The following is a 24672-nucleotide window of genomic DNA, read 5'->3' on the forward strand; positions in this document are numbered from 1 at the left end:
CTGGCGCGGGCCTGGCGCCCCAAACTCTCAGACCTGCAACGTCGCCAACGCGTCGGTCCACAATCTCTGATCGCGCGCCTCCCCGGGCTCCTTCAACTCCGCGAACCGAATGATCCCGGCCCGGTCGACGACGAACGTGCCGCGATCGGGATAGCCGGCCTTGTCATTGAACACGCCGTAGGCCGCACTGACCTCGCCGTGCGGCCAGAAGTCCGACAGCACGGGAAAGGTGAAGCCGCTTTCGATCGCCCAGACCTTGTGCGTGGGCGGCGGCCCCACCGAGATCGCGAGCACGGCACTGTCGTCATTCTCGAATTCGGGGAGGTGATCGCGCAACCGGTCCAGCTCGCCCTGACAGATTCTGGTGAATGCCAGCGGGAAGAACACCAGCAGCACGTTCTTGGCACCGCGGTAGCCACTCAGCGTGACCGACTGCTGGTTCTGATCGCGCAGGGTGAAATCCGGGGCCGGGGTGCCAACCGGGAGCATCAACGCTTCCCGGTGCGGGACTTCGGTTGCACCAGGCGGCTGGCGCTCCAGTCACCGAGGTTGACCGACGAGGTCGGCATCAGACCCGCCGTGGGCGCCGCCTCGGCGATCTCGGCGGGCAGCACGTGACCGGGCTTGCCGGTCTTGGGGGTCAGCACCCAGATGACGCCGTCTTCGGCCAGCGGGCTGATCGCGTCCATCAGGGTGTCGACCAGGTCGCCGTCGCCGTCTCGCCACCACAGCAACGCGACGTCCACGACCTCGTCGGTGTCTTCGTCGAGCAACTCGCCGCCACAGGCGTCCTCCACCGCGGCGCGAATATCGTCGTCGACGTCTTCGTCCCAGCCCCACTCCTGGACAACTTGGTCTCGTTGCACGCCCAGCTTGCGAGCGAAGTTCGAGGCGTCATCCGCCGCGACCACCGTAGGGCCTCCTTCTACCGTCTGGGACGTGCGATTGGGAATTATCGTCGCACAGCCAGGCGCCGTGCCATACTCCGCCTCAAAAGGAAGCCAGGCAGAGTTTCAGCGCCGCGGTCTTTGTCTTGTTGAGCCGGTCCACCCGCTTGTTGAATTCCCCCGTCGGCGCGTGGGTGCCGATCGCGTTCGCCACGTCGTGCGCGGAGTCGACATAGGCGTTGAACGCGTCCTTCAGCTGCGACGACAGCGCATCGTTGAAGCTGTTGCTCACCTGCGAGGCGCTGTCGTTCAGGGCATCGATGGCCGGCCCCTCGGTTGGGCCGGTGTTGCGGCCCGCATTGAACGCCCCGACAAAGATGTTCACCTTGTCGATCGCGTCCTTACTGGAGGTGGCGAGCGAGTCGCAGGCCGTGTGCACCGCCTTGGTCGTCAGCGATTGCTGGCGCTGGGATTCGCGGATGCTGGAGGTCGCCGACGAGGCCGACACCGACGCGGAGACCGATTGCCGGTAGGCGGGCGCCACCTTGGTGTCGGGGCTGGCCGTCCCGTTCGTGACGGTCGTACAGCCCACGACGCCCATCAGCGCCGCCGCGACGCAGCCGATCGCCAACAGGCCTCGCCTCGGGAACGTCCCGAGGCTCGCAGGAAAAGCACGCCATCCGGTGGGCACGGTTGCTGACGTTACCGGGTCGACCCGCCGGTGGCCGTGCACGCGCCGCGTTGTCGGCCGCGGGTCAACCTTCGCCGGGGATCGGGCCGCGGTTACCGCTCCCGGCGGCGGTACGGCACGATAGTGACGAACGGGCATGCAGTAGTTCCGCCGACAACAGGAGTAGTGCGGTGACGACCGAGTTCGCACGCCATGATCTGGCGAAAACCCCAAGCAACGGAAGCGAACCCGACCGGGTTCGGGTGATTCGCGAAGGTGTGGCGTCATACCTCCCCGACATCGACCCCGAAGAGACCTCGGAGTGGTTGGAGTCCTTCGACGAGTTGCTCGAGCGCTCGGGGCCGTCGCGGGCCCGATATCTGATGCTGCGGTTGCTGGAACGGGCCGGCGAGCAGCGCATCGCGATCCCGGCGCTGACGTCCACCGACTATGTGAACACCATCCCGACCGAGCTCGAGCCGTGGTTCCCCGGCGACGAGGATGTCGAGCGGCGCTTCCGCGCCTGGATCCGATGGAACGCCGCGATCATGGTGCATCGCGCCCAGCGCCCGGGAGTCGGCGTGGGCGGCCACATTTCGACGTATGCCTCGTCGGCGGCGCTGTACGAGGTCGGCTTCAATCACTTCTTCCGCGGCAATTCGCATCCCGGCGGCGGCGACCAGGTGTTCATCCAGGGCCACGCCTCCCCCGGCATTTACGCGCGCGCCTTCCTGGAAGGCCGCCTGACCGAGGACCGGATGGACGGCTTCCGCCAGGAGCACAGCCACCCCGGCGGCGGATTGCCGTCCTATCCGCACCCCCGGCTGATGCCCGACTTCTGGGAGTTCCCCACGGTGTCGATGGGGCTCGGCCCGATGAACGCCATCTATCAGGCCCGTTTCAACCACTACCTGCACGACCGCGGCATCAAGGACACCTCCGATCAGCACGTGTGGGCGTTTCTCGGCGACGGCGAGATGGACGAGCCGGAAAGCCGCGGCCTGATCCAGGTGGCCGCCAACGAGGGGCTGGACAACCTGACCTTCGTCATCAACTGCAACCTGCAGCGCCTCGACGGCCCGGTGCGCGGCAACGGCAAGATCATCCAGGAGCTGGAGTCGTTCTTCCGGGGCGCCGGCTGGAACGTCATCAAGGTGGTGTGGGGTCGCGAGTGGGACGCGCTGCTGCACGCCGACCGCGACGGTGCACTGGTCAACCTGATGAACACCACGCCCGACGGCGACTACCAGACCTACAAGGCCAACGACGGCGCGTACGTGCGCGACCACTTCTTCGGCCGCGACCCGCGGACCAAGGCGCTCGTTGCCGACATGAGCGATTCGGAGATCTGGAACCTCAAGCGCGGCGGGCACGACTACCGCAAGGTGTACGCCGCGTACCGGGCCGCGGTCGACCACCGGGGCCAGCCCACGGTGATCCTGGCCAAGACCATCAAGGGGTACTCGCTGGGCGCGCACTTCCAGGGACGCAACGCCACGCACCAGATGAAAAAGCTTGCGCTGCAAGATCTCAAGGACTTCCGCGACGCCATCCGGATCCCGATCACCGACGCCCAGCTGGAAGAGGACCCCTACCTGCCGCCCTACTACCACCCCGGTCCCGACGCCCCCGAGATCCGGTACATGCTGGACCGCCGCCGCACGCTGGGCGGCTTTGTGCCCGAGCGCCGGACCAAGGCCAAGGCCCTCAAGCAGCCCAGCCGCGACATCTATGCCCCGCTGAAGAAGGGGTCGGGTCATCAGGAGGTCGCCACCACGATGGCGATCGTGCGCACCTTCAAGGAAGTGTTGCGGGACAAGGAGATCGGCCCACGCATCGTGCCGATCATTCCCGACGAGGCCCGCACCTTCGGCATGGACTCCTGGTTCCCGTCGCTGAAGATCTACAACCGGCTCGGCCAGCTGTACACCGCCGTGGACGCCGATTTGATGTTGGCGTACAAGGAAAGTGAGATCGGCCAGATCCTGCACGAGGGCATCAACGAGGCCGGTTCGACGGCGTCGTTCACCGCGGCCGGCACGTCATACGCCACGCACAACGAGCCGATGATCCCGATCTACATCTTCTATTCGATGTTCGGGTTCCAGCGCACCGGCGACGGCTTGTGGGCCGCGGCCGACCAGATGGCGCGCGGCTTCGTGCTGGGCGCCACGGCGGGGCGCACCACCCTGACCGGTGAGGGCCTGCAGCACGCCGACGGGCACTCGCTGCTGCTGGCCGCCACCAATCCGGCGGTAATCGCCTACGATCCGGCGTTCGCCTTCGAGATCGCCTACATCGTCGAGAGCGGGCTAGCCCGGATGTTCGGGCAGGACCCGGAGAACGTGTACTTCTACATCACCGTCTACAACGAGCCCTACGTGCAGCCGCCGGAGCCGGAGAACTTCGATCCCGAGGGCGTGCTGCGCGGCATCTATCGCTACCACGCGGCCACCGAGCAGCGCTCCAACAAGGCCCAGCTCCTGGCCTCCGGGGTGGCGATGCCCTCGGCACTCAAAGCCGCCGAGCTGCTGGCCGCCGAGTGGGACGTCGCCGCCGACGTGTGGTCGGTAACCAGCTGGGGCGAGCTGAACCGCGACGGCGTGGCCGTCCAGCGCGAGCAGCTGCGCCACCCCGACCAGCCCGCGGGCACTCCCTACGTGGCCAAGGCGCTGTCCGGGGTCACCGGGCCGGTCGTCGCCGTCTCGGACTGGATGCGCGCGGTACCCGAGCAGATCCGGCCGTGGGTTCCCAACACCTACGTGACCCTGGGCACCGACGGCTTCGGCTTCTCCGACACCCGCCCCGCCGCGCGCCGGTTCTTCAACACCGACGCCGAGTCGCAGGTGGTGGCGGTGCTCGAGGCGCTGGCCCGCGACGGCGAGATCGACCCGTCGGTCCCGCTGGCGGCGGCCCGCCAGTACAAGATCGACGACGTGCTGGCCGCCCCGAAGCAGACCTCGGACCCCGGAGTCGCGTGACGGTATGACGGCGGCGCCCAACCCGGCGCGGCTTTGGCGAGAAGTTCCAGAAAACCGGCGTAGATTTTAGGGGTGAATGACAACCCCTTCGCCGGTCCCTTTGCGAAGCATCCCAGGTCACCCCTAAAACTGCTGGACACGGTCCCGGATTCGGTGCTGCGGCGATTGAAGCAGTATTCGGGCCGCCTGGCCACCGAGGCGGTGTCGGCCATGCAGGAGCGGTTGCCGTTCTTCGCCGACCTGGAAGCGTCTCAGCGAGCCAGCGTGGCGCTGGTGGTGCAGACCGCGGTGGTGAATTTCGTCGAGTGGATGCAGGATCCGCACAGCAACGTCAGCTACACCGCGCAGGCATTCGAGCTGGTGCCCCAGGACTTGCGACAGCGCATCGCACTGCGCCACACCGTGGAGATGGTCCGCGTCACGATGGAGTTCTTCGAGGAGGTGGTGCCGCTTCTGGCCCGGTCCGAAGAGCAGCTGACCGCGCTCACGGTGGGCATTTTGAAGTACAGCCGCGACCTGGCCTTCACCGCCGCCAGCGCATACGCCGACGCGGCCGAGGCCCGCGGCACCTGGGACAGCCGGATGGAGGCCAGCGTCGTCGACGCGGTGGTACGCGGCGACACCGGGCCCGAGCTGCTGTCCCGGGCGGCCGCTCTGAACTGGGACACCACCGCGCCGGCGACGGTCGTGGTGGGCATCCCGGCGCTCGGCGACGACGGCGACGCGAAGGGCGCCGGCGGTCACGGCACCGTGCGGGCCAGCCAACACGTGCGCGACATCGCCGCACATCACGGGCGGGCGGCGCTCACCGACGTGCACGGCACCTGGCTGGTCGCGATCGTGTCCGGCCAGGTGTCGCCGACGGACAAGTTCCTGGGCGACCTGCTCAGCGCGTTCTCGGACGGCCCAGTGGTCATCGGGCCCACCGCGCCGATGCTGACGGCGGCGTATCACAGTGCCAGCGAGGCGATTTCGGGAATGAACGCCGTCGCGGGCTGGCATGGCGCGCCGCGGCCGGTGCTGGCCCGGGAGCTGTTACCCGAGCGCGCCCTGATGGGTGACGCGTCGGCGATCGTGGCCCTGCACACCGACGTCATGGGTCCGCTTGCTGACGCCGGTCCCACCCTTGTTGAAACCCTTGACGCTTTCTTAGATTCTGGCGGTGCGATCGAGGCCTGCGCGCGCAAGTTGTTCGTTCATCCAAACACCGTGCGGTATCGACTCAAGCGCATCACCGACTTCACCGGCAGGGACCCCACCCAGCCGCGCGACGCCTACGTGCTGCGGGTGGCGGCCACCGTCGGCCAACTCAACTACCCCACGCACCCCTTTGGTGGCGCCAACAATGCCCCGCCGGCGGTCCCGCTCCCGGTCAGAACGGCTTCGGCGGCCCCATCAGCGCAATAGTGATTTAGGCGACAGATCGCGGGGCGGTCTCAAAAGCGTAGCTTACGGGGGTGTTTTGTAGGGTGTATACAAAAACCTAAGACGAGGTTCATAATCTGTTACACCCGCCAAAACCGTTTCCACAGTGTTCTCTTAGACACGTGATTGCATTGCTTGCGCCCGGACAGGGTTCGCAGACCGAGGGAATGCTCTTGCCGTGGCTGGAACTGCCCGGTGCGGCCGACCAGCTGGCGCTGTGGTCGAAGGCCAGCGGCCTGGATCTCGTGCGACTGGGCACCACCGCCTCGACCGAGGAGATCACCGACACCGCCGTCACACAGCCGTTGGTCGTCGCCGCGACGCTGCTGGCCCACCAGGAACTCACCAAGCGCGGCCTGTTCGCGGGTGAGGAACTGATCGTGGCCGGTCACTCCGTCGGCGAGATCGCGGCCTACGCCATCGCCGGTGTCCTGGGCGCCGACGACGCCGTCTCCCTGGCCGCCACCCGCGGCGCCGAGATGGCCAAGGCTTGTGCCACCGAGCCGACCGGCATGTCCGCGGTACTGGGCGGCGACGAGGCCGAAGTCCTGAGCCGCCTCGAGCAGCTTGACCTGTGCCCCGCGAACCGCAACGCCGCCGGGCAGATCGTCGCCGCCGGCGCGCTGACCGCGCTGGAGAAGCTCGCCGAAGACCCGCCGGCCAAGGCCCGGGTGCGCGCCCTCGGCGTCGCCGGAGCTTTCCACACCAAGTACATGGCGTCGGCCCTCGAGGGTTACGCTGCTGCGGCGGCCGGGATCGCGACCAGCGAGCCCACCGCCACGCTGCTGTCCAACCGCGACGGCGCGCCGGTGACCTCGGCCGCCGCGGCGATGGAAGCACTGGTCGCTCAGCTGACCCAGCCGGTGCGCTGGGACCTGTGCACCGCCTATCTGCGTGAGCACACTGTCAAGGCGATCGTGGAGTTCCCGCCCGCGGGCACTCTCGCCGGGATCGCCAAGCGAGAACTTCGGGGGGTTCCGACGCGCGCCGTCAAGTCGCCCGCAGATCTGGACGAGTTGGCCGACATCTAGCGCCACCCGTCCAGGTACAACCAAAGAGCACATCAATTCGATTTGCACACAACACATTACGAAGGGAAGTAAGGCTGTGGCCGTTAGTCAGGAAGAAATCATTGCCGGTATTGCCGAGATCATCGAAGAGGTAACCGGTATCGAGCCCTCCGAGGTCACCCCGGAGAAGTCCTTCGTCGACGACCTGGACATCGACTCGCTGTCGATGGTCGAGATCGCCGTGCAGACCGAGGACAAGTACGGCGTGAAGATCCCGGACGAGGACCTGGCCGGTCTGCGCACCGTCGGTGACGTCGTCTCCTACATCCAGAAGCTCGAGGAAGAAGACCCCGAGGCCGCCGCGGCCCTGCGCGCCAAGCTGGAGTCCGAGAACCCCGAGGCTGTCGCCAACGTCAAGGCAAGGCTGGAAGCGGACAAGTGACCAAGCCTTCCACTGCTAATGGCGGTTACCCCAGTGTTGTGGTAACCGCTGTCGCGGCGACGACCTCCATCGCGCCGGACATCGAGAGCACGTGGAAGGGTTTGCTGGCCGGCGAAAGCGGCATCCGCGTACTCGAAGACGAATTCGTCACCAAGTGGGACCTGCCCGTCAAGATCGGCGGTCATCTCAAGGAACCCATCGACGAGCACATGGGCAGGCTCGACCTGCGCCGCATGTCGTATGTGCAGCGGCTGGCCAAGTATCTGAGTGGTCAGCTCTGGGACAACGCCGGCACTCCCGAACTCGACCCGGACCGCTTCAGCGTTGTGGTGGGCACCGGGTTGGGCGGCGCCGAGCGCATCGTCGAGAGCTACGACCTGATGAACGAGGGCGGCCCCCGCAAGGTGTCGCCGCTGGCCGTTCAGATGATCATGCCCAACGGCGCCGCGGCGACCGTCGGGCTGCAGCTCGGTGCCCGCGCCGGGGTGATCACCCCGGTGTCGGCCTGTTCGTCGGGCTCGGAGGCGATCGGTCACGCGTGGCGTCAAATCGTCATGGGCGACGCAGATGTCGCCGTGTGTGGCGGTGTCGAAGGCCCCATCGAGGCGCTGCCGATCGCGGCGTTCTCGATGATGCGGGCCATGTCGACCCGCAACGACGAGCCCGAGCGGGCGTCGCGGCCGTTCGACAAGGACCGCGACGGCTTCGTCTTCGGCGAGGCGGGGGCACTGATGATCATCGAGACCGAGGAGCACGCCAAGGCCCGCGGCGCCAGGCCGTTGGCCCGACTGCTCGGTGCCGGTATCACCTCGGACGCCTTCCACATGGTGGCGCCCGCGGCCGACGGAATTCGCGCCGGCCGGGCCATGACGCGCGCGCTGGAGCTGGCCGGCTTGTCCGCCAAGGACGTCGACCACATCAACGCGCACGGGACCGCGACACCGATCGGTGACAGCGCCGAGGCCAACGCCATCCGGGTCGCCGGATGCGAGCAGGCCGCGGTCTACGCGCCGAAGTCGGCACTGGGCCACTCCATCGGCGCGGTCGGGGCGCTGGAATCGGTGCTCACGGTGCTTGCCCTGCGCGACGGCGTCATCCCACCCACGCTGAATTACGAAACACCGGACCCGGAGATCAATCTCGATGTTGTCGCAGGCGAACCTCGCTACGGCGATTTCCGTTATGCGATCAACAACTCGTTTGGGTTCGGCGGCCACAACGTGGCCCTCGCCTTCGGGCGTTACTAGCGAAGCAAGGAAGGAACCTTCGTCACTCCCATGACAGAGCTGGTTACGGGGAAAGCTTTCCCCAATGTGGTCGTCACCGGCATCGCCGCCACGACCGCCTTGGCACCCGACGCGGAGAACACCTGGAAGTTGTTGCAAGACGGCCAAAGTGGAATCCGCATCCTCGACGACCCGTTCGTCGAGGAGTACAACCTGCCGGTTCGCATCGGTGGGCACCTCGTGGAGGAGTTCGACAGCCAGCTCACGCGTATCGAGCTGCGCCGCACGGGCTACCTGCAGCGGATGTCCACCATCTTAGGCCGCCGGGTATGGGAGAATGCCGGCTCGCCCGAAGTGGACACCACCCGGTTGGCGGTGTCCATCGGCACCGGCCTCGGCTCGTCCGAGGAACTGGTTTTCAGTTATGACGACATGCGTGCTCGCGGCATGAAGGCCGTCTCCCCGTTGGGTGTGCAGAAGTACATGCCCAACGGCGCGGCTGCCGCGGTCGGCCTGGAACGGCAGGCCAAAGCCGGTGTGATGACACCGGTTTCGGCCTGCGCCTCCGGTAACGAGGGCATCGCCCGGGCCTGGCAGCAGATCGTGCTGGGCGAAGCCGACATGGCGATCTGCGGCGGTGTCGAGACCCAGATCGAGGCGGTGCCGATCGCGGCGTTCGCCGCCATGCGCGTCGTGATGTCGACCACCAACGACGACCCGGCCGGCGCGTGCCGCCCGTTCGACAAGGACCGCAACGGCTTCGTGTTCGGCGAGGCCGGGGCGCTGATGACGATCGAGACCGAAGAGCACGCCAAGGCCCGCGGCGCCAACATCCTGGCCCGCATCATGGGCGCCAGCATCACCTCGGACGGCTTCCACATGGTGGCACCGGACCCCAACGGCGAGCGCGCCGGACACGCGATGACCCGCGCGATCCAGCTGGCGGGCCTGACGCCCAACGACATCGACCACGTCAACGCCCACGCCACCGGCACTCAGGTCGGCGACCTGGCCGAGTCCAAGGCCATCAACCGGGCGCTCGGCAACAAGATCCCGGCGGTCTACGCGCCCAAATCCGCGCTGGGCCACTCGGTGGGGGCCGTCGGTGCGCTGGAGTCGATCCTGACCGTGCTCGCGTTGCGCGATCAGGTGATCCCCCCGACGCTGAACCTGGTCAACCTCGATCCGGAAATTGATTTGGATGTGGTTGCAGGTAAGCCACGGCCTGGTAACTACCAGTACGCCCTCAACAACTCGTTCGGCTTCGGCGGTCACAATGTGGCGATCGCCTTCGGGCGGTACTAAGACCCGGCGGTAGTAACCCCAGCTTCACCGGAAAACAGGAGATTGGCGATGACACTCATGGCCCCCGAGGCAGTCGGCGAGTCGGTCGACCCCCGCGATCCGCTGTTGCGTCTGAGCAACTTCTTCGACGAGGGCACGGTCGAGTTGCTGCACGAGCGTGACCGCTCCGGTGTCCTGGCGGCCGCCGGCACCGTCAACGGGGTGCGCACCATCGCCTTCTGCACGGACGGGACCGTGATGGGCGGCGCCATGGGCATCGAGGGGTGCCGCCACATCGTCAACGCATACGACACCGCCATCGAGGAGCAGAGCCCGATCGTGGGCATCTGGCACTCGGGTGGCGCCCGGCTGGCCGAGGGCGTCAAGGCGCTGCACGCGGTCGGGACGGTCTTCGAGGCCATGATTCGCGCGTCGGGCTACATTCCGCAGATCTCGGTGGTCGTCGGCTTCGCCGCCGGCGGCGCCGCCTACGGCCCCGCGTTGACCGACGTGGTCATCATGGCGCCCGAGGGCCGGGTGTTCGTCACCGGGCCCGACGTGGTCCGCAGCGTCACCGGCGAGGACGTCGACATGGCCTCGCTCGGTGGGCCGGAAACCCACCACAAGAAGTCCGGCGTGTGCCACATCGTTGCCGACGACGAGCTGGACGCCTACGCGCGCGGCCGCAGGTTGATCGGCTTGTTCTGCCAGCAGGGGCATTTCGACCGCAGCAAGGCCGAGGCCGGCGACACCGACATTCACGCGCTGCTGCCCGAATCGTCCCGGCGTGCCTACGACGTCCACCCGATCGTCACCGCGATCCTGGACTCCGACGGCGACGAGGCCGCTTCTTTCGACGAGTTCCAGGCCAACTGGGCGCCGTCGATGGTGGTCGGGCTGGGCCGGTTGTCCGGCCGCACGGTCGGCGTGCTGGCCAACAACCCGCTGCGCCTGGGCGGCTGCCTGAACTCCGAAAGCGCCGAGAAGGCAGCGCGTTTCGTGCGCCTGTGCGACGCCTTCGGCATTCCGCTGATCGTCGTCGTCGACGTGCCGGGCTACCTGCCGGGTGTCGACCAGGAATGGGGCGGCGTCGTGCGCCGCGGTGCAAAGCTGCTGCACGCCTTCGGTGAGGCCACCGTGCCGCGAGTCACGCTGGTGACCCGAAAGACGTACGGCGGGGCCTACATTGCGATGAACTCCCGCTCGCTGAACGCCACCAAGGTTTTCGCGTGGCCGGACGCCGAGGTCGCGGTGATGGGCGCCAAGGCCGCCGTCGGCATCCTGCACAAGAAGAAGCTGGCCGCCGCGTCCGACGAGGAGCGCGAGGCGCTGCACGAGCAGTTAGCCGCCGAGCACGAGAAGATCGCCGGTGGGGTGGACAGCGCCATCGAGATCGGCGTGGTGGACGAGAAGATCGACCCTTCGCATACCCGCAGCCGGATCACCGAGGCGCTGGCTCAGGCACCGGCTCGCCGCGGCCGCCACAAGAACATCCCGCTGTAGGCCGCACGGCCTCGCGCTCGTAACGCCAGAGCGAGGATCAGCACGAAAAGCCGCCACCGCGTTAGGCGCGGCCGCACCGGCCCAGGATCGTCGAAATCGCCTCGCATAGTGCGCCTTCCGGGTCGTCGGGCAACTCCTGGGCGCGCCAGCCGACGAAATCGTCCGGACGCACGAGCAGCGCGCCGCCCGGCCCGAGCCGGGTGATCTCCGCCCATTGCGGACTGTCGATGCGATGCGCCGGTAGCGACGCCGAAGCCGCGGCGGCACACCATCGCTCAGCGCGGGTGAGCACGGTGAACTCGGAGTCGATCAGGTCCAGCGCCGAAACACCGCCGCGCACCCACACATGCGGGACGCGGGTACCCGGCTGCCCGCGCAACTCCTCCACCAGCGACACGGCATCCGGATCCGCGGGCTGGGGCGCACCGGAAACGACTGCCGCCGAATGGTATTGATACCCGATGAGCAATGCGAACATCGGCGCCTCGTCCTCGGGCGGCAGCAGCGGCCGGTCGTCATTGGACCTCAGCATGGCGAGCGAGGGCCCGGTCAGCGACTGGCGCGCGTTGAACCGCCCGATGGGATGCCGCTCGGCGTGGTAGGTGCGCAGCAGCGCGGGTTCGGCCGGGCCGTTCAACACGGCTGCCAGTTTCCAGGCCAGGTTCTGCGCGCTTTGGATCGCGGTGTTGGCGCCCCCGGCCTTGAACGGCGGCATGGTGTGGGCGGCATCGCCGACGAGAAACACTCGGCCGCAATGGAATTGATCGGCGACCCGCTCGTATGGTTGCCACGGGGCCACCTCGATGATCTCGATGTCGATCGGCTCACCGACGGCGTGGAGCAGCAGCTCGGCGCAACGCTGGGACGTGAATTGTTCCGCCGTTTCGCCTTGGCCCGGCAGATAGGTAGTGATGAACATGCCGAGATCGCCCTCGACCACCAGGAATATCCCATCCACGTCAGCGTTTTTGACCTGCACGGCGTCCCCGTCGCTCAGGTGCGGAACGAACTTGCGCCACGGTGCCTTGAAGTAGACGAAGACGACGTAGATCGGCAGTGCGCCATACCCGGCGGTGGTCACGCCGAGCAGGTCTCGCACGGGGCTGTGCACACCGTCGGCGGCGACGAGATAGTCGGCGCGCAACGTCTCCGTCCGGCCCGAATCACTCTCGCGGACAACCACTGTCACGCCGTCATCGTCTTGCTCGAACGACACCAGCTCCGTTCCATAGCGGACCTCGCCGCCGCGCCGGCGCGTTTCAGTCAGCAGCATGGGCTCGAGCTTGCTTTGCGGGCAGTATTGGGCGGCCGGCTCGGGAGTCAGGCCGGCGAACGGCACGAACAACGCGTCGATGTCCATGGCCTGCGCCTCCTCGACACTGTTCAGCGTTGGCTTGACGACCATCTCGGAAACCCCGTCGGCCACCGCATGCACCTGGTCGCTCAGGCCCAGGCCGCGCAGGATCTCCAGGGTGCGAAAGCTCAGGTTCCGAGCCTTGGGGTAGACGAAGATCTCCTGCCTCTTCTCCACCAGCAGGGAGCGAACCCCGTGCTTGGCCAGCAGGGCGGACGTGGCCAGGCCGGCTGCGCCGGCGCCGACGATGAGCACGGGGGTATGCGCAGTCTTCATCCCCGGGTCCTCTCTAGGCGGAACGAAATAGTTTCGTTCGATGTCCTAGCCTGGCACCGTCCGCAGCCGTGCGCAAGCTCTAGCCGGCGATGAGCGGTAGCAAGATCTGGTCGAGCATGCGTCGTACGTAGACGCGATCGACCGGCCGTCCCGTCATCAGGCGCAGGACGTTGAGCCCCAGGAGGGCGTCGGGTATCAGGGTCGTGTCGCGGTCGGCCGGGATCTCGCCGCGGGCCACGGCCTGGTCGAGCACCGCCCGGATGATCTGACGGGGAATCGACAGCACCAGATCATCCAGCGCCGCGGCGAGCACCGGATCGTGCACCGCCGCCGTCGCCACGCCGAGGATCACCTTGATCACGCTCGATGCCGCTTCATCGGCCTCCGGAACCGCCGCTACCAGGGCATTGATGTCGCCGCGGAGGGTTCCGGTGTTCGGTGGCGCCACGGGCGCACGCCCTCGTCGCCAGTGAGCGATCGCCTCGGCCACCACGGTGGCCTTCGACGACCAGCGTCGATAGATCGCCGCCTTTCCGACCCTCGCGCGGGCCGCGACGTCGTCCATCGTCATCCGGTCGTAGCCGCGTTGCGCCAGGGCTTGCAGCGCGGCCTCCAGGATGACGGCGTCGAGCGACGGGTCGAAGCGTCCCGGATTTTTGCCCGCGGAACGACGCGCCGGGCGCCCCGCTCGCTCATCGGCGGTCATCGTGAATCCCTTCGCAAAGACGATACAGATCAGTTCCACTAAGTCTACTAGCCGACAAGGCACCCGACCTCGCTAGTCGGACGTGGCCGCGAAATTGCCCGACGAAATTCGCGGTGTGGTTCGGGTCGCGCTCTTAAGCCAGGAATTCGGCGGCCGCGGCTGCGACGCGCTCGCGATCGCGCGGCACCAGACCGATCCGGGTACGCCGGTCCAGGATGTCGTCGACGGTCAGGGCGCACTCGTGCGTCACGGCGTGTTCGAACTCCGCCCGGATCACGTCGATGCCCTCGGCGACGGGGTCGGCCGGCCGCGCGCAGGTGGCGGCGGCAACGACGTGGGCCGCCTCGGCCCCGTACCGCAGGACCAGCGACTCGGGCAGGCCCGCCATCGGCGCCACCGTCGAACCGGGGTTGGCCGGCGCGCCGATCAGCGGCAGGTTGCGGGTCCGGCAGCGCGCGGCGGGCAACGGGCGCAGCCCAATGGCGCGGTCCAGCACGTCTTCTGCCATGTAGCGGTACTCGGTCAGCTTGCCCCCGATGACGCTGATGACCCCCGACGGCGACTCGACGACGGCATGCTCGCGTGAGACGTCGGCGGTCCGGCCCTCCCCGGTATCCACGAGCGGCCGCAGGCCGGCGTAGGCGCCGATGACCTCGGCCGCCGTCAGCGACGTCTGCAACGCGGTGTTCACCGTGTCCAGCAGGAACGAAATCTCGTCGGCGGACGGCTCGGGGACATCGGGTATCGGGCCGGGGGCGGCCTCGTCGGTGAGGCCGAGGTAGACGCGGCCCAACTGCTCGGGCATCGCGAACACGAAGCGGTTGAGCTCACCGGGAATCGGAATCGTCAGCGCCGCAGTCGGATTGCCGAACGCGGCGGCGTCGAAAACCAGGTGGGTGCCGCGGCTGGGCCGCAGCCGCAGCGACTCGTCGATCTCGCCTGCCCACACTCCCGCCGCGTTGATCACCGCGCCGGCCGTCACGTCGAACGACTGACCCGTGCGCTGATCGGTCAGCCGCACGGACGTTCCGGTTGCCCGCGTCGCCGCGACATAGGTGAGGATCCGGGCGCCGTGCTGGGCGGCGGTGCGTGCGACCGCGACCACCAGCCGCGCGTCGTCGATCAACTGGCCGTCGTAGGCCAGCAGCCCCCCGTCGAGGCCGTCGCGCCGAACCGTCGGCGCCAGCTCAATCGCGCGCCCGGCGCTCACCCGGCGCGATCGCGGCAGCACCGACGATGGTGTGCCGGCGAGGGCCCGCAACGCATCACCGGCCAGGAATCCGGCACGCACCAACGCTCGCTTGGCGTGGTTCGTCGACGGCAGCAACGGGACCAGCTGCGGCATCGCGCGCACGAGATGAGGGGCGTTGCGCGACATCAGGATTCCGCGTTCGACGGCGCTGCGCCGGGCGATGCCCACGTTGCCGGTGGCCAGGTAGCGCAGACCGCCGTGGACGAGCTTCGAGCTCCAGCGGCTGGTGCCGAACGCCAGATCTTGTTTCTCCACCAGCGCCACACGCAAGCCGCGCGATGCGGCGTCGAGGGCAATTCCCGCGCCGGTGATCCCGCCGCCGATCACGATCACGTCCAGTGGTTCGCCGTCGGCCAGTGCGGTCAGGTCGGCTTCGCGGCGGCCGGCATTGAGGGTGGTCAGCGCGGCGGCCATCAGGACAGGTATCCGTTGAGCGAGTAGGCGAGTTCGGCGGTCAGCGCGTCGGCGTCGAGGATCGGCCGGACGATCTGTTCGGACTGGATGGTCGACTGGGTGATCAGCAGCACCATGGTGGCCAGCTGCAGCGGGTCGCCGGCGCGGACGCTGCCGTGCCGCTGGGCGGCCCGCAACCGTTCGGCCAGGGCGTCGATCAACATCTGCTGGCTGGCCCCCAGGCGCTCGGTGATGTAGATCGGCGCCAGCTGCGAGTGCAGCACCGACATCACCAGCCGGTCGCGGCGCAGCAGGTCGGCGACCGCGACAACCTGCTGCACCAGGGACTCCCGGTCGTCGCCGCGCAACGGCGCCTCCTGCATCACGGCCGTGATGTGCCGGGTCAGCAGCGCCGCCACGATCGAGGGCGTGTCCGGCCAGCGCCGGTAGACGGTCGGCCGGCTGACCCCCGCGCGCCGCGCGATCTCCGCGAGCGTCACCCGGTCCACCCCGAAGTCGACGACGCAGCTGGCCGCGGCCGCCAGGATCCGCTCACCGTTGTCCGTGGGTGCGTTACTGATTGACAGCATATGTAATACTGTAACGCATGACGGATCTCGACGGGCTCCTGCCACCGATGAAATGGAACGCGTGGGGAGATCCCGCGGCGGCCAAACCGCTGTCCGACGGTATCCGGTCCCTGTTGAAACAGGCTGTGGGACTGCATGATTCGGGCTCAGCTGAACTGTCTGTCGACGACGTGGTGCTGCGCCCGTCGGCGCTGCCAGAAGCCGACCGAGACGCGCTGGCCGCGATCGTCGGAGCGGAATTCTGCCGCACCGGTGACCGCGATCGGCTCCTGCACGCCGGCGGCAAGTCCACCATCGACCTGCTGCGTCGCAAGGACACCGGCGAGCAGGACGCGCCCGACGCGATTCTGCTGCCCGGCGGCCCCGACGGTGAAGACGCCGTCCTGGAAGTTCTTCGCTACTGCTCCGAGCACTCGATCGCCGTCATCCCGTTCGGCGGCGGCACCAACGTGGTCGGCGGCCTCAACCCCACGCGCGCCGACTTCCATGCCGTCGTCTCCCTCGACCTGCGGCGCTTCGACCAGCTCGTGTCGCTCGACGAGGTGTCCGGACAGGCCGTCTTCGGGGCGGGCGTCACCGGGCCCGACGCCGAACGCCTGCTCGGCGAACACGGCTTCTCGCTGGGCCACTTTCCGCAGAGCTTCGAATACGCCACCCTCGGCGGCTTCGCGGCGACCCGGTCGTCCGGTCAGGACTCGGCGGGCTACGGCCGCTTCAACGACATGGTGCGCGGGCTGCGAGTGATCACGCCGGTGGGCGCCTGGGAGCTGGGCCGCGGGCCGGAATCGGCCGCTGGGCCCGACCTGCGCCAGTTGCTGATCGGCTCGGAGGGCACGCTGGGCGTCATCACGCAGGTGCGGCTGCGCGTGCACCGCGCGCCGGAAGCCATCGGCTACCAAGCATGGTCGTTTCCCGACTTCGCGACCGGCGCGGCCGCGCTGCGCGCCGTCACGCAGAATGCCAGCGGCCCCACCGTCATTCGCCTCTCCGACGAAGTCGAGACCGGCATCAACCTCGCGACCACCGAGTCCATCGGCGAAAGCCAGATCACCGGCGGCTGCCTGGCCATCACGGTGTTCGAGGGAACCGAGGAACACGTCGAGAGCCGACAGGCCGAAACCAGCGCGCTGCTGGCCGCTCACGGCGGCACGTCGCTGGGTGAGGAACCTGCGCGGGCGTGGGAACGCGGCAGGTTTGCCGCGCCCTATCTGCGCGACTCACTGCTGTCGGCGGGCGCACTGTGCGAGACCCTCGAAACCGCCGCCGACTGGTCGAATGTTCCGGCGCTCAAGGCCGCCGTCACCGACGCGCTCACCGCCGCGTTGGCTGAATCCGGGACACCGGCACTGGTGATGTGTCACATTTCGCACGTGTACCCCACCGGCGCCTCGTTGTACTTCACCGTCGTCGCGGGCCAGCGCGGCAACCCGATAGAGCAGTGGCAGGCCGCCAAAAGGGCTGCGTCGGACGCGATCATGGCCACCGGCGGCACGATCACCCATCACCACGCGGTCGGCGCCGACCATCGGCCGTGGATGGGTGCCGAAGTCGGCGACCTGGGGGTGCAGGTGTTGCGCGCGGTCAAGACGACGCTCGACCCGGCCGGAATTCTCAACCCGGGCAAGCTGATTCCGTGACCGCGAACCGTCCGGTGGCGGGGCATCGGCAGCGGCGCGAGATCGGCAAGGTCACCGCGCTGACCAACCCCGCCTCCGGACACGGCGCGGCCATTCGCGCCGCGCAGGTCGCCATCGCCCGGCTGCAGCACAAGGGCATCGAGGTCATCGAGATCATCGGCGACGACGCCGAAGACGCCCGCCATCTCGCCGGGGCGGCGCTCGAAATGGGCACCGACGCCTTGATGGTCACCGGCGGCGACGGCGTCGTGTCCAACGCGCTGCAGGTCCTGGCAGGCACCGGCATTCCGCTGGGCATCATCCCGGCGGGCACCGGAAACGACCATGCCCGTGAGTTTCGAATTCCGACAAAGGATCCCGAGGCCGCCGCGGATATTGTCGTCGACGGCTGGACAGAAACGATCGACCTGGCCCGAATCCGCGACGACAAGGGCACCAACAAGTGGTTCGGCACCGTAGCGGCCACCGGCTTCGATTCTCTGGTGACCGATCGCGCCAACCGGATGCGTTGGCCGCACGGGCGATTGCGCTACTACACCGCGATGGTCGCCGAGCTGTCGCAGCTGCGGCTCCTGCCGTTCCGGATGGTGATCGACGGCACCGAGGAACTCGACGCCAAACTCACCCTGGCCGCCTTCGGCAACACCCGCAGTTACGGGGGCGGAATGTTGGTCTGCCCCAACGCCGATCCCACCGACGGCCTGCTCGACATCACCATGGTGACCGAGGCCGGCCGCACCAGGCTGCTACGCCTGTTTCCGACAGTGTTCAAGGGCACCCATGTCCAGCTGGACGAGGTGAAGACGGCGCGGGCGAGGTCGATTCACGTCGACTCCCCCGGCATCAACGTCTACGCCGACGGCGACTTCGCCTGCGCGTTGCCGGCCGAGATCTACGCGGTGCCGGCCGCGCTGCAGGTGCTGTGCCCGGCGCCGTCGCGCTGATGTAACAGCCGATCGGTCGAATTCGACATGTGTGCAGAAAGCGTTTGCCGCTCCATGGGGAGGAACACATGTCGGGACGCAGGGCTGCGATGGTCGTCACTGCGGCAACGTCGCTGGGCGCCTTCATGTCCCCCGCGGCGATGGCCGCCGATCCACTGTGGAACGGGCAGTACATGCTGACGCTGTCGGCCAACGCGAAGGTCGGCACCAGTACTGCGGCCAGTCAGCCGGAATACGCCCACCATTCCACCGTCTCCATCAGCTCGAAGTGTTCGTCGGGCACCTGCATCGCCACGGTGGACGATCCGCCGCCACCCAAAAACGACTCCATGCCGCGAACCATCGAATTCACCTGGAACGGTGCCCAATGGGTGCGCGAGATGACGTGGAAGTGGGACTGCCTATTGCCCGACGGCACCATCGAATACGACCCCGCGAAATCCATCACCGCCTACACGCCCGGGCCGAACGGCGTCCTCACCGGCGTCTTTCACACGGACATCACGAGCGGGGCGTGTAAAGGCAACGTGGACATGCCCGTAACGGCCGCCCCGCTGCACCCCCCGACGGTCTGACGATCACGCATTGAGAATCCTCCAAGTGCGCCGCGGTCTACTGCACACCATGAACAAGAACAACGGCTGGCACTCGCGGATGGTGGCGATCGCGGCGACCCTCGCGGCCGGCGCGGGACTCGCGTCGCTGGCGGCGGCCCACGCCGACACGCAGATGTGCCCGCAAGTCGACGCCAACCAGATGTGCCATTTCGACGCGTCGGGACCGTATTCGAACATCACCATGGCCTTCCCGGCCGACTACCCCGACGAGCCCGCGCTCACCGGATATCTGCGCAAGGCCGCCGACGACTACAGCAACGCCCGGGGCCCCTCGGGTTCGCTCACGTCGCCGACCGCGCTGGACGTCACCAGCGAGCGCTACAACTCCGGATCGCCGCGAAGCGGAACCCGATCGGTCGTGACCAAGATCTACCAAAACCTGGGCGGCGCACACCCGTTGACCTGGTACAAATCGTTCAACTACAACCTGGCCACCCGGACCGCGATCACCTACGACTCACTGTTTCGGCCGGGAAGCCAACCGCTGCAGGCGATTTTGCCGATCGTGCAGAAGACCCTCGCCGACCGCTACGGGGCCGCCGTGTCGATCCCCGACGACGCCGGACTCAATCCGGCCAACTACCAAAGCTTCGCGATCACCGACGGTGCCGTCCTCTTCTTCTTCGACCAGAACGCGCTGCAGCCGGCGCTGGAGGCCACCCAGGTGTCGGTGCCGCGCACCGCGATCGCGTCGACGCTCAGTCCCGGACTGTAACCGCGCCTAGCCGACGCCGCGGCTGAGCCAGGTCACTTCGCCGGCGTCGCCGCCGTCGCGGTACACCTCGAGCGCCTCGTCCCACGCCGTCCCCAGCACCGAATCCAATTCGGCGGCCAGCGTATCGGCGCCCTGGGCCATCATCGAGCGCAGGCGCATCTCCCCGACCATGATGTCGCCGTTCGCGCTCATCGACCCGCTCCACAACCCGAGTTGCGGCGTGTGGCTGAACCGCTGGCCGTCCACCCCGGGGCTGGGGTCCTCGGTGACCTCGAATCGCAGCACCGTCCAGGAGCGCAGGGCGTTGGCCAGCCGCGCCCCCGTACCCACCGGTCCGACCCAGTTGGTGACGGCGCGCAGCTGCCCGGGCATCGCCGGCTGCGGCGTCCACACCAAATTGGCCTTGGACTGCAGGGTCGACGACAGCGCCCACTCGACGTGTGGGCACACCGCCGCGGGCGAGGCGTGCACGTACACCACGCCCGCCGTGATGTCGGCGAATTGATTCGACGTGCGCATCTACTGCTCCTTCGGTTCCGCGAGGGACGTCTTCCCCAACGACCTGGCGAACCCGGTGAGCAGAGTGCTGCATGAAGTTTTTGTGTCCTGCGTGTCTATTGTGCCTTGTGATACCCGTGTTGCGCTAGTGCTCGATGCCTATTTGATGTATTGCAGCAGCACCGCGTCGCTGAGCGCCGGCCACGGCGCGAGCGCCCACTCGCCGAAATCGCGGTCGGTGAGCACCACCAGCGCCAGGTCGGCGTCCGGATCGACCCAGATGAAGCCGCCCGCCTGGCCGAAATGACCGTAGCTGCGCGCCGAATTCCGGGCGGCCGTCCAATGCGGCGATTTCGCGTCCCTGATCTCGAAACCCAGCCCCCAGTCGTTGGGCCGCTGCACGCCGTATCCGGGCAGGACGCCGTCCAGGCCCGGGAATTGCACGCGGGTCGCCTCGGCGTGCAGCTGCGCCGAAACCGTCGACGGGCGCAGCAGGTCACCGGCGAAGGCCGCCAGGTCCGTGACCGTCGAGGTCGCGCCGAACCCGGCTGCCGCCGCGCCGCCGTCGAGCCGGGTTGACGCCATCCCAAGCGGTTCGCACACGGCTTCGGTGACGTAGCGGCCGAACTCGATGCCCGACTCCCGCTCGATGGTCTGGGCCAGGACGGTGAAGCCGTAATTGGAATAGATCCGCCGCGCTGCGGGCGCGGCCAGCACGTGGTCGTTGTTCATCGCCAGGCCCGACGCATGCGCAAGCAGGTGCCGGATCGTGGAGCCGGGCGGCCCGGCGGCGGTGGCCAGGTCGATGACGCCCTCCTCGACGGCGATGTGCGCGGCGCGGGCCACCAACGGTTTGGTCACCGATGCCAGCACGAACACCCGCTCGGTGTCGCCGTGACCGGCCAGCACGCCGGCCGGTCCGATCACTGCCGCGGCGGCATTGGCCACCGGCCAGTGGCCAAGAGCGTCGAGTGCCGTCACCTGATCAGTGATTCCGGCGGTGGCGGCGGACCTGCACCTGGGCCCTGACTCGGACCTCGACTTCGGCTCCCGGCCCCCCGACCTCTTTCACGATCAATGTGTGCAGATCGCCCAGCGGGCTGACCAGCACCTCGCCGACTCGCTGCTCGACGTACCACTGCACGCCCGGCTGATCGCAAGGGGGCTTCGAGGCCCTGCCTTCCTCGACGTACCACTTCACCCCCGGGTCGTCGACGGGAAATTCGATGTTGTCGCCCCGCTGGATGTCCTCAGCGGGGATGGCGTCGTAGCCCGGGGATCCCATCGGCGGCGTCACTTCGTGGCGATGTAGTAGTTGTTGATCGGGTCGGAGTCGACCTCGAGCACTCGAACATCGTCGAAACCGGCGTCGACGAGCATCGAGGTGGCCAGTTGGGTGCCCCACACCGTGCCGAGCCCGGCGCCGTCGAGCGCCAGCGACACCGTCATGCAGTGCATGAGCGAGACGGTGTAGAGGTAGGTGCTCATCGGGACGTCGACGTTGTCCTCGAGGCGGCTGGATGCCCGGATGTCGGCCATCAGGAACACGCCGCCGGGTCGCAGGGCGCGATTGATGTTGTCCAGCACCCGCGCCGGCTGGGCCTGGTCGTGGATGGCATCGAACACGGTGATGACGTCGTAGCTCTCGACCTTGTCCAGCTCGGCAAGGTTGTGGGCCTCGAAGGCCGCGTTGGTCAGCCCGAGGCGGCCGGCCTCGGCAACGCCGGTCGCGATGGCCTCCGCGGAGAAGTCGATGCCGGTGAACGTGCTCGCCGGGAACGCCTGTGCCATCACGTTGATCGCGTGACCGCTGCCGCAGCCGAAGTCGGCCACGTCCGCGCCGGCGCGCAGCCGTTCGGGCAAGCCGTCGACCAACGGCAGCACGACGTCGACGAGCGCGATGTCGAAGACCGCGGCGCTCTGCTCGGCCATCAGCGCGTGGAAACGGTTGAACTCGCTGTACGGCAGCCCGCCGCCGTTGCGGAAGCAGCCGATGATTTTCTGTTCGACTTCGCCGAGTTGCGGAAGGAACACGGACACCAAAGCCAGGTTGTGCGGCCCGGCGGCGCGCGTCAGCACGGCCGCGCGATGGGCGGGCAGCGCGTAGGCGTCGGTGTCGACGTCGTAGTCGACGATGTGCCCAGTGGTCATGCCGCCCAACCACTCCCGGACGTAGCGCTCGTTGAGGCCGGCGGCGTCCGCGATCTGCGCGCTGGTGGCTGGACCGAGTCCGGCCATGGTGTCCAGCAGGCCGGTCTGGTGGCCGATGCTCAGCAGGATCGCGAGGCTCGCGCCGTCGAGTGCGGCGATCATTCGTCCGGTGAAGTCTTCGGTGGTCTCCACAATCGTCACGCTCTCGGACGCTACACCTGCTCGTTGTCGCGGCGGTTGCTCAAGGTCCATGGGTGGACAGCCCGCCGCGAGATGTATGGCGGCGAACAGTAGGTTGTAGGCCATGAGTCAGACAGTGCGCGGAGTGATTTCACGCAAGAAGGGCCAACCCGTCGAATTGGTGGACATCGTCGTCCCCGACCCCGGACCCGGCGAGGCTCTGGTCGACATCATCGCCTGCGGGGTGTGCCACACCGACCTGACCTACCGCGAGGGCGGCATCAACGAGCAGTACCCGTTCCTGCTCGGCCACGAGGCTGCGGGCACGGTCGAGGCGGTCGGCCCGGGCGTGACGTCGGTGGCGCCGGGCGACTTCGTGATCCTGAACTGGCGCGCGGTGTGCGGCCAGTGCCGGGCCTGCAAGCGCGGCCGGCCGCACCTGTGTTTCGACACCTTCAACGCCGAACAGAAGATGACACTGACCGACGGCACCGAGCTCACCCCGGCGCTGGGCATCGGGGCCTTCGCCGACAAGACTCTGGTGGCCGCCGGTCAATGCACGAAGGTCAATCCCGAGGCCGACCCGGCCGTCGCCGGCCTGCTGGGTTGCGGCGTCATGGCGGGCATCGGCGCCGCGATCAACACCGGCGCCGTCGACCGCAACGACACCGTCGCGGTGATCGGCTGTGGCGGCGTGGGTGACGCCGCGATCGCGGGGGCCGCGCTGGTCGGCGCCCGGCGGATCATCGCCGTCGACACCGACAACACCAAGCTGGACTGGGCCCGTGAGTTCGGCGCCACCCACACCGTCAACAGCGCCGAGTTCGCCGCCGATAAGGACCTCGTGGAAACGATTGCCGACCTCACCGACGGTTTCGGTGTCGACGTGGTGATCGACGCGGTCGGCCGGCCCGAAACGTGGAAGCAGGCCTTCTACGCGCGGGACCTGGCCGGAACCGTGGTGCTGGTGGGCGTGCCGACGCCGGACATGACGCTGGAGATGCCTCTGGTCGACTTCTTCAGCCGCGGCGGATCGTTGAAGTCCTCCTGGTACGGCGACTGTCTGCCCGAACGCGACTTCCCCACCCTGATCGACCTCTACCTGCAGGGCCGGCTTCCGCTGGAGAAGTTTGTCTCCGAGCGAATCGGGCTAGACGCCATCGAGGAGGCGTTCGACAAGATGCATGCGGGCAAGGTATTGCGATCGGTGGTGATGCTCTGATGGTCGACATCGATCGGGTGGTCACCCACGGCACCTTCGAACTGGACGGTGGCAGTTGGGAAGTCGACAACAACATCTGGCTGGTGGGCGACAACTCCAATGTCGTGGTGTTCGACGCCGCGCATGACGCGGCGCCGATCGTAGAGGCCGTCGGCGGTCGGCACGTGGTGGCGGTGGTGTGCACGCACGGCCACAACGACCACGTCACGGTGGCGCCCGAACTCGGCAAGACGCTCGACGCACCGGTGCTGCTGCATCCAGCCGACGAGGTTCTATGGCGAATGACACACCCGGACAAGGATTTTCACACCATCTCCGACGGGCATACGTTGAAGATCGACGGCACCGAGCTGACCGCGCTGCACACCCCGGGGCACTCCCCCGGATCGGTGTGTTGGTACATCCACGACCTCGGCGTGGTGTTCAGCGGCGACACCCTGTTCGCCGGCGGTCCGGGCGCGACGGGCCGGTCGTACTCCGACTTCCCGACGATTCTCGAGTCCATCTCCGAGCGGCTCGGCAAGCTGCCGGGCGAGACCATTGTGCACACCGGCCACGGCGACAGCACCAGAATCGGCGACGAGATCGTCCATTACGAGGAATGGGTGGCGCGGGGTCACTGACGCGACGCGTACGGTCCAGGAGAGTTTCGACACATCGTCGCAGCGGGTAACCGACGCGGATAGCGCTGCGACGAGGGGGTAGGTAC

Annotated in this window: 24 protein-coding genes; 13 read left to right on the forward strand and 11 right to left on the reverse strand. The window is 67.8% G+C overall.

Features of this window, described 5'->3' with window-relative positions:
- Positions 1 to 27: 27 nt before the first annotated feature.
- From MSG_RS15700 to MSG_RS15710, 3 genes are all read right to left on the reverse strand, one after another.
- Positions 28 to 489, reverse strand: a complete 462-nt coding sequence (locus MSG_RS15700; RefSeq protein WP_096441021.1) for a peroxiredoxin — start codon at positions 487 to 489, stop codon at positions 28 to 30.
- A complete protein-coding gene (locus tag MSG_RS15705) occupies positions 489 to 911 on the reverse strand; it encodes a DUF3052 domain-containing protein (RefSeq protein ID WP_096441023.1) in 423 nt (140 codons plus the stop codon). Before MSG_RS15705 ends, MSG_RS15700 begins: the two co-directional genes overlap by 1 nt.
- 79 nt (positions 912 to 990) lie before the next feature.
- Complete coding sequence (locus tag MSG_RS15710) at positions 991 to 1578, reverse strand: hypothetical protein (RefSeq protein ID WP_096441025.1); 588 nt, start codon at positions 1576 to 1578, stop codon at positions 991 to 993.
- Positions 1579 to 1748: 170 nt separating this feature from the next.
- Between MSG_RS15710 and aceE the strand changes: the two genes are divergently transcribed.
- The 7 genes from aceE (at position 1749) to MSG_RS15745 (ending at position 11428) form a co-directional block, all read left to right on the forward strand.
- Complete coding sequence (gene aceE, locus MSG_RS15715; RefSeq protein WP_096441027.1) at positions 1749 to 4538, forward strand: pyruvate dehydrogenase (acetyl-transferring), homodimeric type; 2790 nt, start codon at positions 1749 to 1751, stop codon at positions 4536 to 4538.
- Between the two features lie 72 nt (positions 4539 to 4610).
- Positions 4611 to 5945 (forward strand): PucR family transcriptional regulator, encoded by a 1335-nt coding sequence (locus MSG_RS15720; RefSeq protein WP_096441029.1) that lies wholly within the window; start codon positions 4611 to 4613, stop codon positions 5943 to 5945.
- Positions 5946 to 6085: 140 nt separating this feature from the next.
- Positions 6086 to 6994, forward strand: a complete 909-nt coding sequence (locus MSG_RS15725) for an ACP S-malonyltransferase (protein WP_096441031.1) — start codon at positions 6086 to 6088, stop codon at positions 6992 to 6994.
- Positions 6995 to 7070: 76 nt separating this feature from the next.
- Complete coding sequence (acpM, locus tag MSG_RS15730) at positions 7071 to 7415, forward strand: meromycolate extension acyl carrier protein AcpM (RefSeq protein ID WP_096441033.1); 345 nt, start codon at positions 7071 to 7073, stop codon at positions 7413 to 7415.
- Positions 7412 to 8662 carry a 3-oxoacyl-ACP synthase KasA gene (kasA, locus tag MSG_RS15735; RefSeq protein WP_096441035.1) on the forward strand — a complete coding sequence of 417 codons (1251 nt, stop codon included), beginning with the start codon at positions 7412 to 7414 and terminating at the stop codon, positions 8660 to 8662. Before acpM ends, kasA begins: the two co-directional genes overlap by 4 nt.
- A 30-nt stretch (positions 8663 to 8692) precedes the next feature.
- The gene (gene kasB / locus MSG_RS15740; RefSeq protein ID WP_096441037.1) at positions 8693 to 9946 is read left to right on the forward strand and encodes a 3-oxoacyl-ACP synthase KasB; all 1254 of its coding nucleotides are present in this window, start codon (positions 8693 to 8695) and stop codon (positions 9944 to 9946) included.
- A 48-nt stretch (positions 9947 to 9994) separates the two neighbouring features.
- Positions 9995 to 11428, forward strand: coding sequence for an acyl-CoA carboxylase subunit beta (locus tag MSG_RS15745; RefSeq protein WP_096441039.1), 1434 nt, complete (start codon positions 9995 to 9997; stop codon positions 11426 to 11428).
- Between the two features lie 61 nt (positions 11429 to 11489).
- On the opposite strand, the gene MSG_RS15750 is transcribed toward MSG_RS15745, so the two are convergent.
- The 4 genes from MSG_RS15750 to MSG_RS15765 form a co-directional block, all read right to left on the reverse strand.
- Positions 11490 to 13058, reverse strand: a complete 1569-nt coding sequence (locus MSG_RS15750; RefSeq protein ID WP_096441041.1) for an FAD-dependent monooxygenase — start codon at positions 13056 to 13058, stop codon at positions 11490 to 11492.
- 79 nt (positions 13059 to 13137) lie between these two features.
- A complete protein-coding gene (locus MSG_RS15755) occupies positions 13138 to 13764 on the reverse strand; it encodes a TetR/AcrR family transcriptional regulator (protein ID WP_096444584.1) in 627 nt (208 codons plus the stop codon).
- 133 nt (positions 13765 to 13897) lie between these two features.
- Complete coding sequence (locus MSG_RS15760) at positions 13898 to 15430, reverse strand: glycerol-3-phosphate dehydrogenase/oxidase (RefSeq protein WP_096441043.1); 1533 nt, start codon at positions 15428 to 15430, stop codon at positions 13898 to 13900.
- Entirely contained in the window at positions 15430 to 15999 is a 570-nt protein-coding gene (locus tag MSG_RS15765) for a TetR/AcrR family transcriptional regulator (RefSeq protein ID WP_096441045.1), read from the reverse strand. Before MSG_RS15765 ends, MSG_RS15760 begins: the two co-directional genes overlap by 1 nt.
- 47 nt (positions 16000 to 16046) lie before the next feature.
- Between MSG_RS15765 and MSG_RS15770 the strand changes: the two genes are divergently transcribed.
- From MSG_RS15770 to MSG_RS15785, 4 genes are all read left to right on the forward strand, one after another.
- Entirely contained in the window at positions 16047 to 17636 is a 1590-nt protein-coding gene (locus MSG_RS15770) for an FAD-binding oxidoreductase (protein WP_096444585.1), read from the forward strand.
- A 14-nt stretch (positions 17637 to 17650) separates the two neighbouring features.
- On the forward strand, positions 17651 to 18580 hold the full coding sequence (locus MSG_RS15775; RefSeq protein WP_096444586.1) for a diacylglycerol kinase: 930 nt from the start codon (positions 17651 to 17653) through the stop codon (positions 18578 to 18580).
- 68 nt (positions 18581 to 18648) lie between these two features.
- A complete protein-coding gene (locus MSG_RS15780) occupies positions 18649 to 19155 on the forward strand; it encodes an Rv2253 family sensor-like surface protein (RefSeq protein WP_096441047.1) in 507 nt (168 codons plus the stop codon).
- A 10-nt stretch (positions 19156 to 19165) separates the two neighbouring features.
- The gene (locus MSG_RS15785) at positions 19166 to 19912 is read left to right on the forward strand and encodes an esterase (RefSeq protein ID WP_232011043.1); all 747 of its coding nucleotides are present in this window, start codon (positions 19166 to 19168) and stop codon (positions 19910 to 19912) included.
- Positions 19913 to 19918: 6 nt separating this feature from the next.
- Here the strand turns inward: MSG_RS15785 and MSG_RS15790 are convergent, their stop codons facing one another.
- The 4 genes from MSG_RS15790 to MSG_RS15805 form a co-directional block, all read right to left on the reverse strand.
- Positions 19919 to 20431, reverse strand: a complete 513-nt coding sequence (locus MSG_RS15790; protein WP_096441049.1) for a DUF3145 domain-containing protein — start codon at positions 20429 to 20431, stop codon at positions 19919 to 19921.
- Between the two features lie 138 nt (positions 20432 to 20569).
- Positions 20570 to 21391 (reverse strand): serine hydrolase domain-containing protein, encoded by an 822-nt coding sequence (locus tag MSG_RS15795; RefSeq protein WP_096441051.1) that lies wholly within the window; start codon positions 21389 to 21391, stop codon positions 20570 to 20572.
- A gap of 4 nt (positions 21392 to 21395) precedes the next feature.
- Positions 21396 to 21707, reverse strand: a complete 312-nt coding sequence (locus tag MSG_RS15800; protein WP_142404478.1) for a hypothetical protein — start codon at positions 21705 to 21707, stop codon at positions 21396 to 21398.
- Positions 21704 to 22813 (reverse strand): class I SAM-dependent methyltransferase, encoded by a 1110-nt coding sequence (locus tag MSG_RS15805; RefSeq protein WP_096444588.1) that lies wholly within the window; start codon positions 22811 to 22813, stop codon positions 21704 to 21706. Before MSG_RS15805 ends, MSG_RS15800 begins: the two co-directional genes overlap by 4 nt.
- Before the next feature lie 52 nt (positions 22814 to 22865).
- Here MSG_RS15805 and MSG_RS15810 point away from each other — a divergent pair, with 52 nt between their 5' ends.
- Both MSG_RS15810 and MSG_RS15815 read left to right on the forward strand, forming a co-directional pair.
- Entirely contained in the window at positions 22866 to 23963 is a 1098-nt protein-coding gene (locus tag MSG_RS15810) for an S-(hydroxymethyl)mycothiol dehydrogenase (protein ID WP_096441054.1), read from the forward strand.
- Positions 23963 to 24586, forward strand: a complete 624-nt coding sequence (locus tag MSG_RS15815) for an MBL fold metallo-hydrolase (protein WP_096441056.1) — start codon at positions 23963 to 23965, stop codon at positions 24584 to 24586. Before MSG_RS15810 ends, MSG_RS15815 begins: the two co-directional genes overlap by 1 nt.
- Positions 24587 to 24672: the final 86 nt, after the last annotated feature.

The sequence above is a fragment of the Mycobacterium shigaense genome (genome assembly GCF_002356315.1).
Lineage (GTDB): Bacteria > Actinomycetota > Actinomycetes > Mycobacteriales > Mycobacteriaceae > Mycobacterium > Mycobacterium shigaense.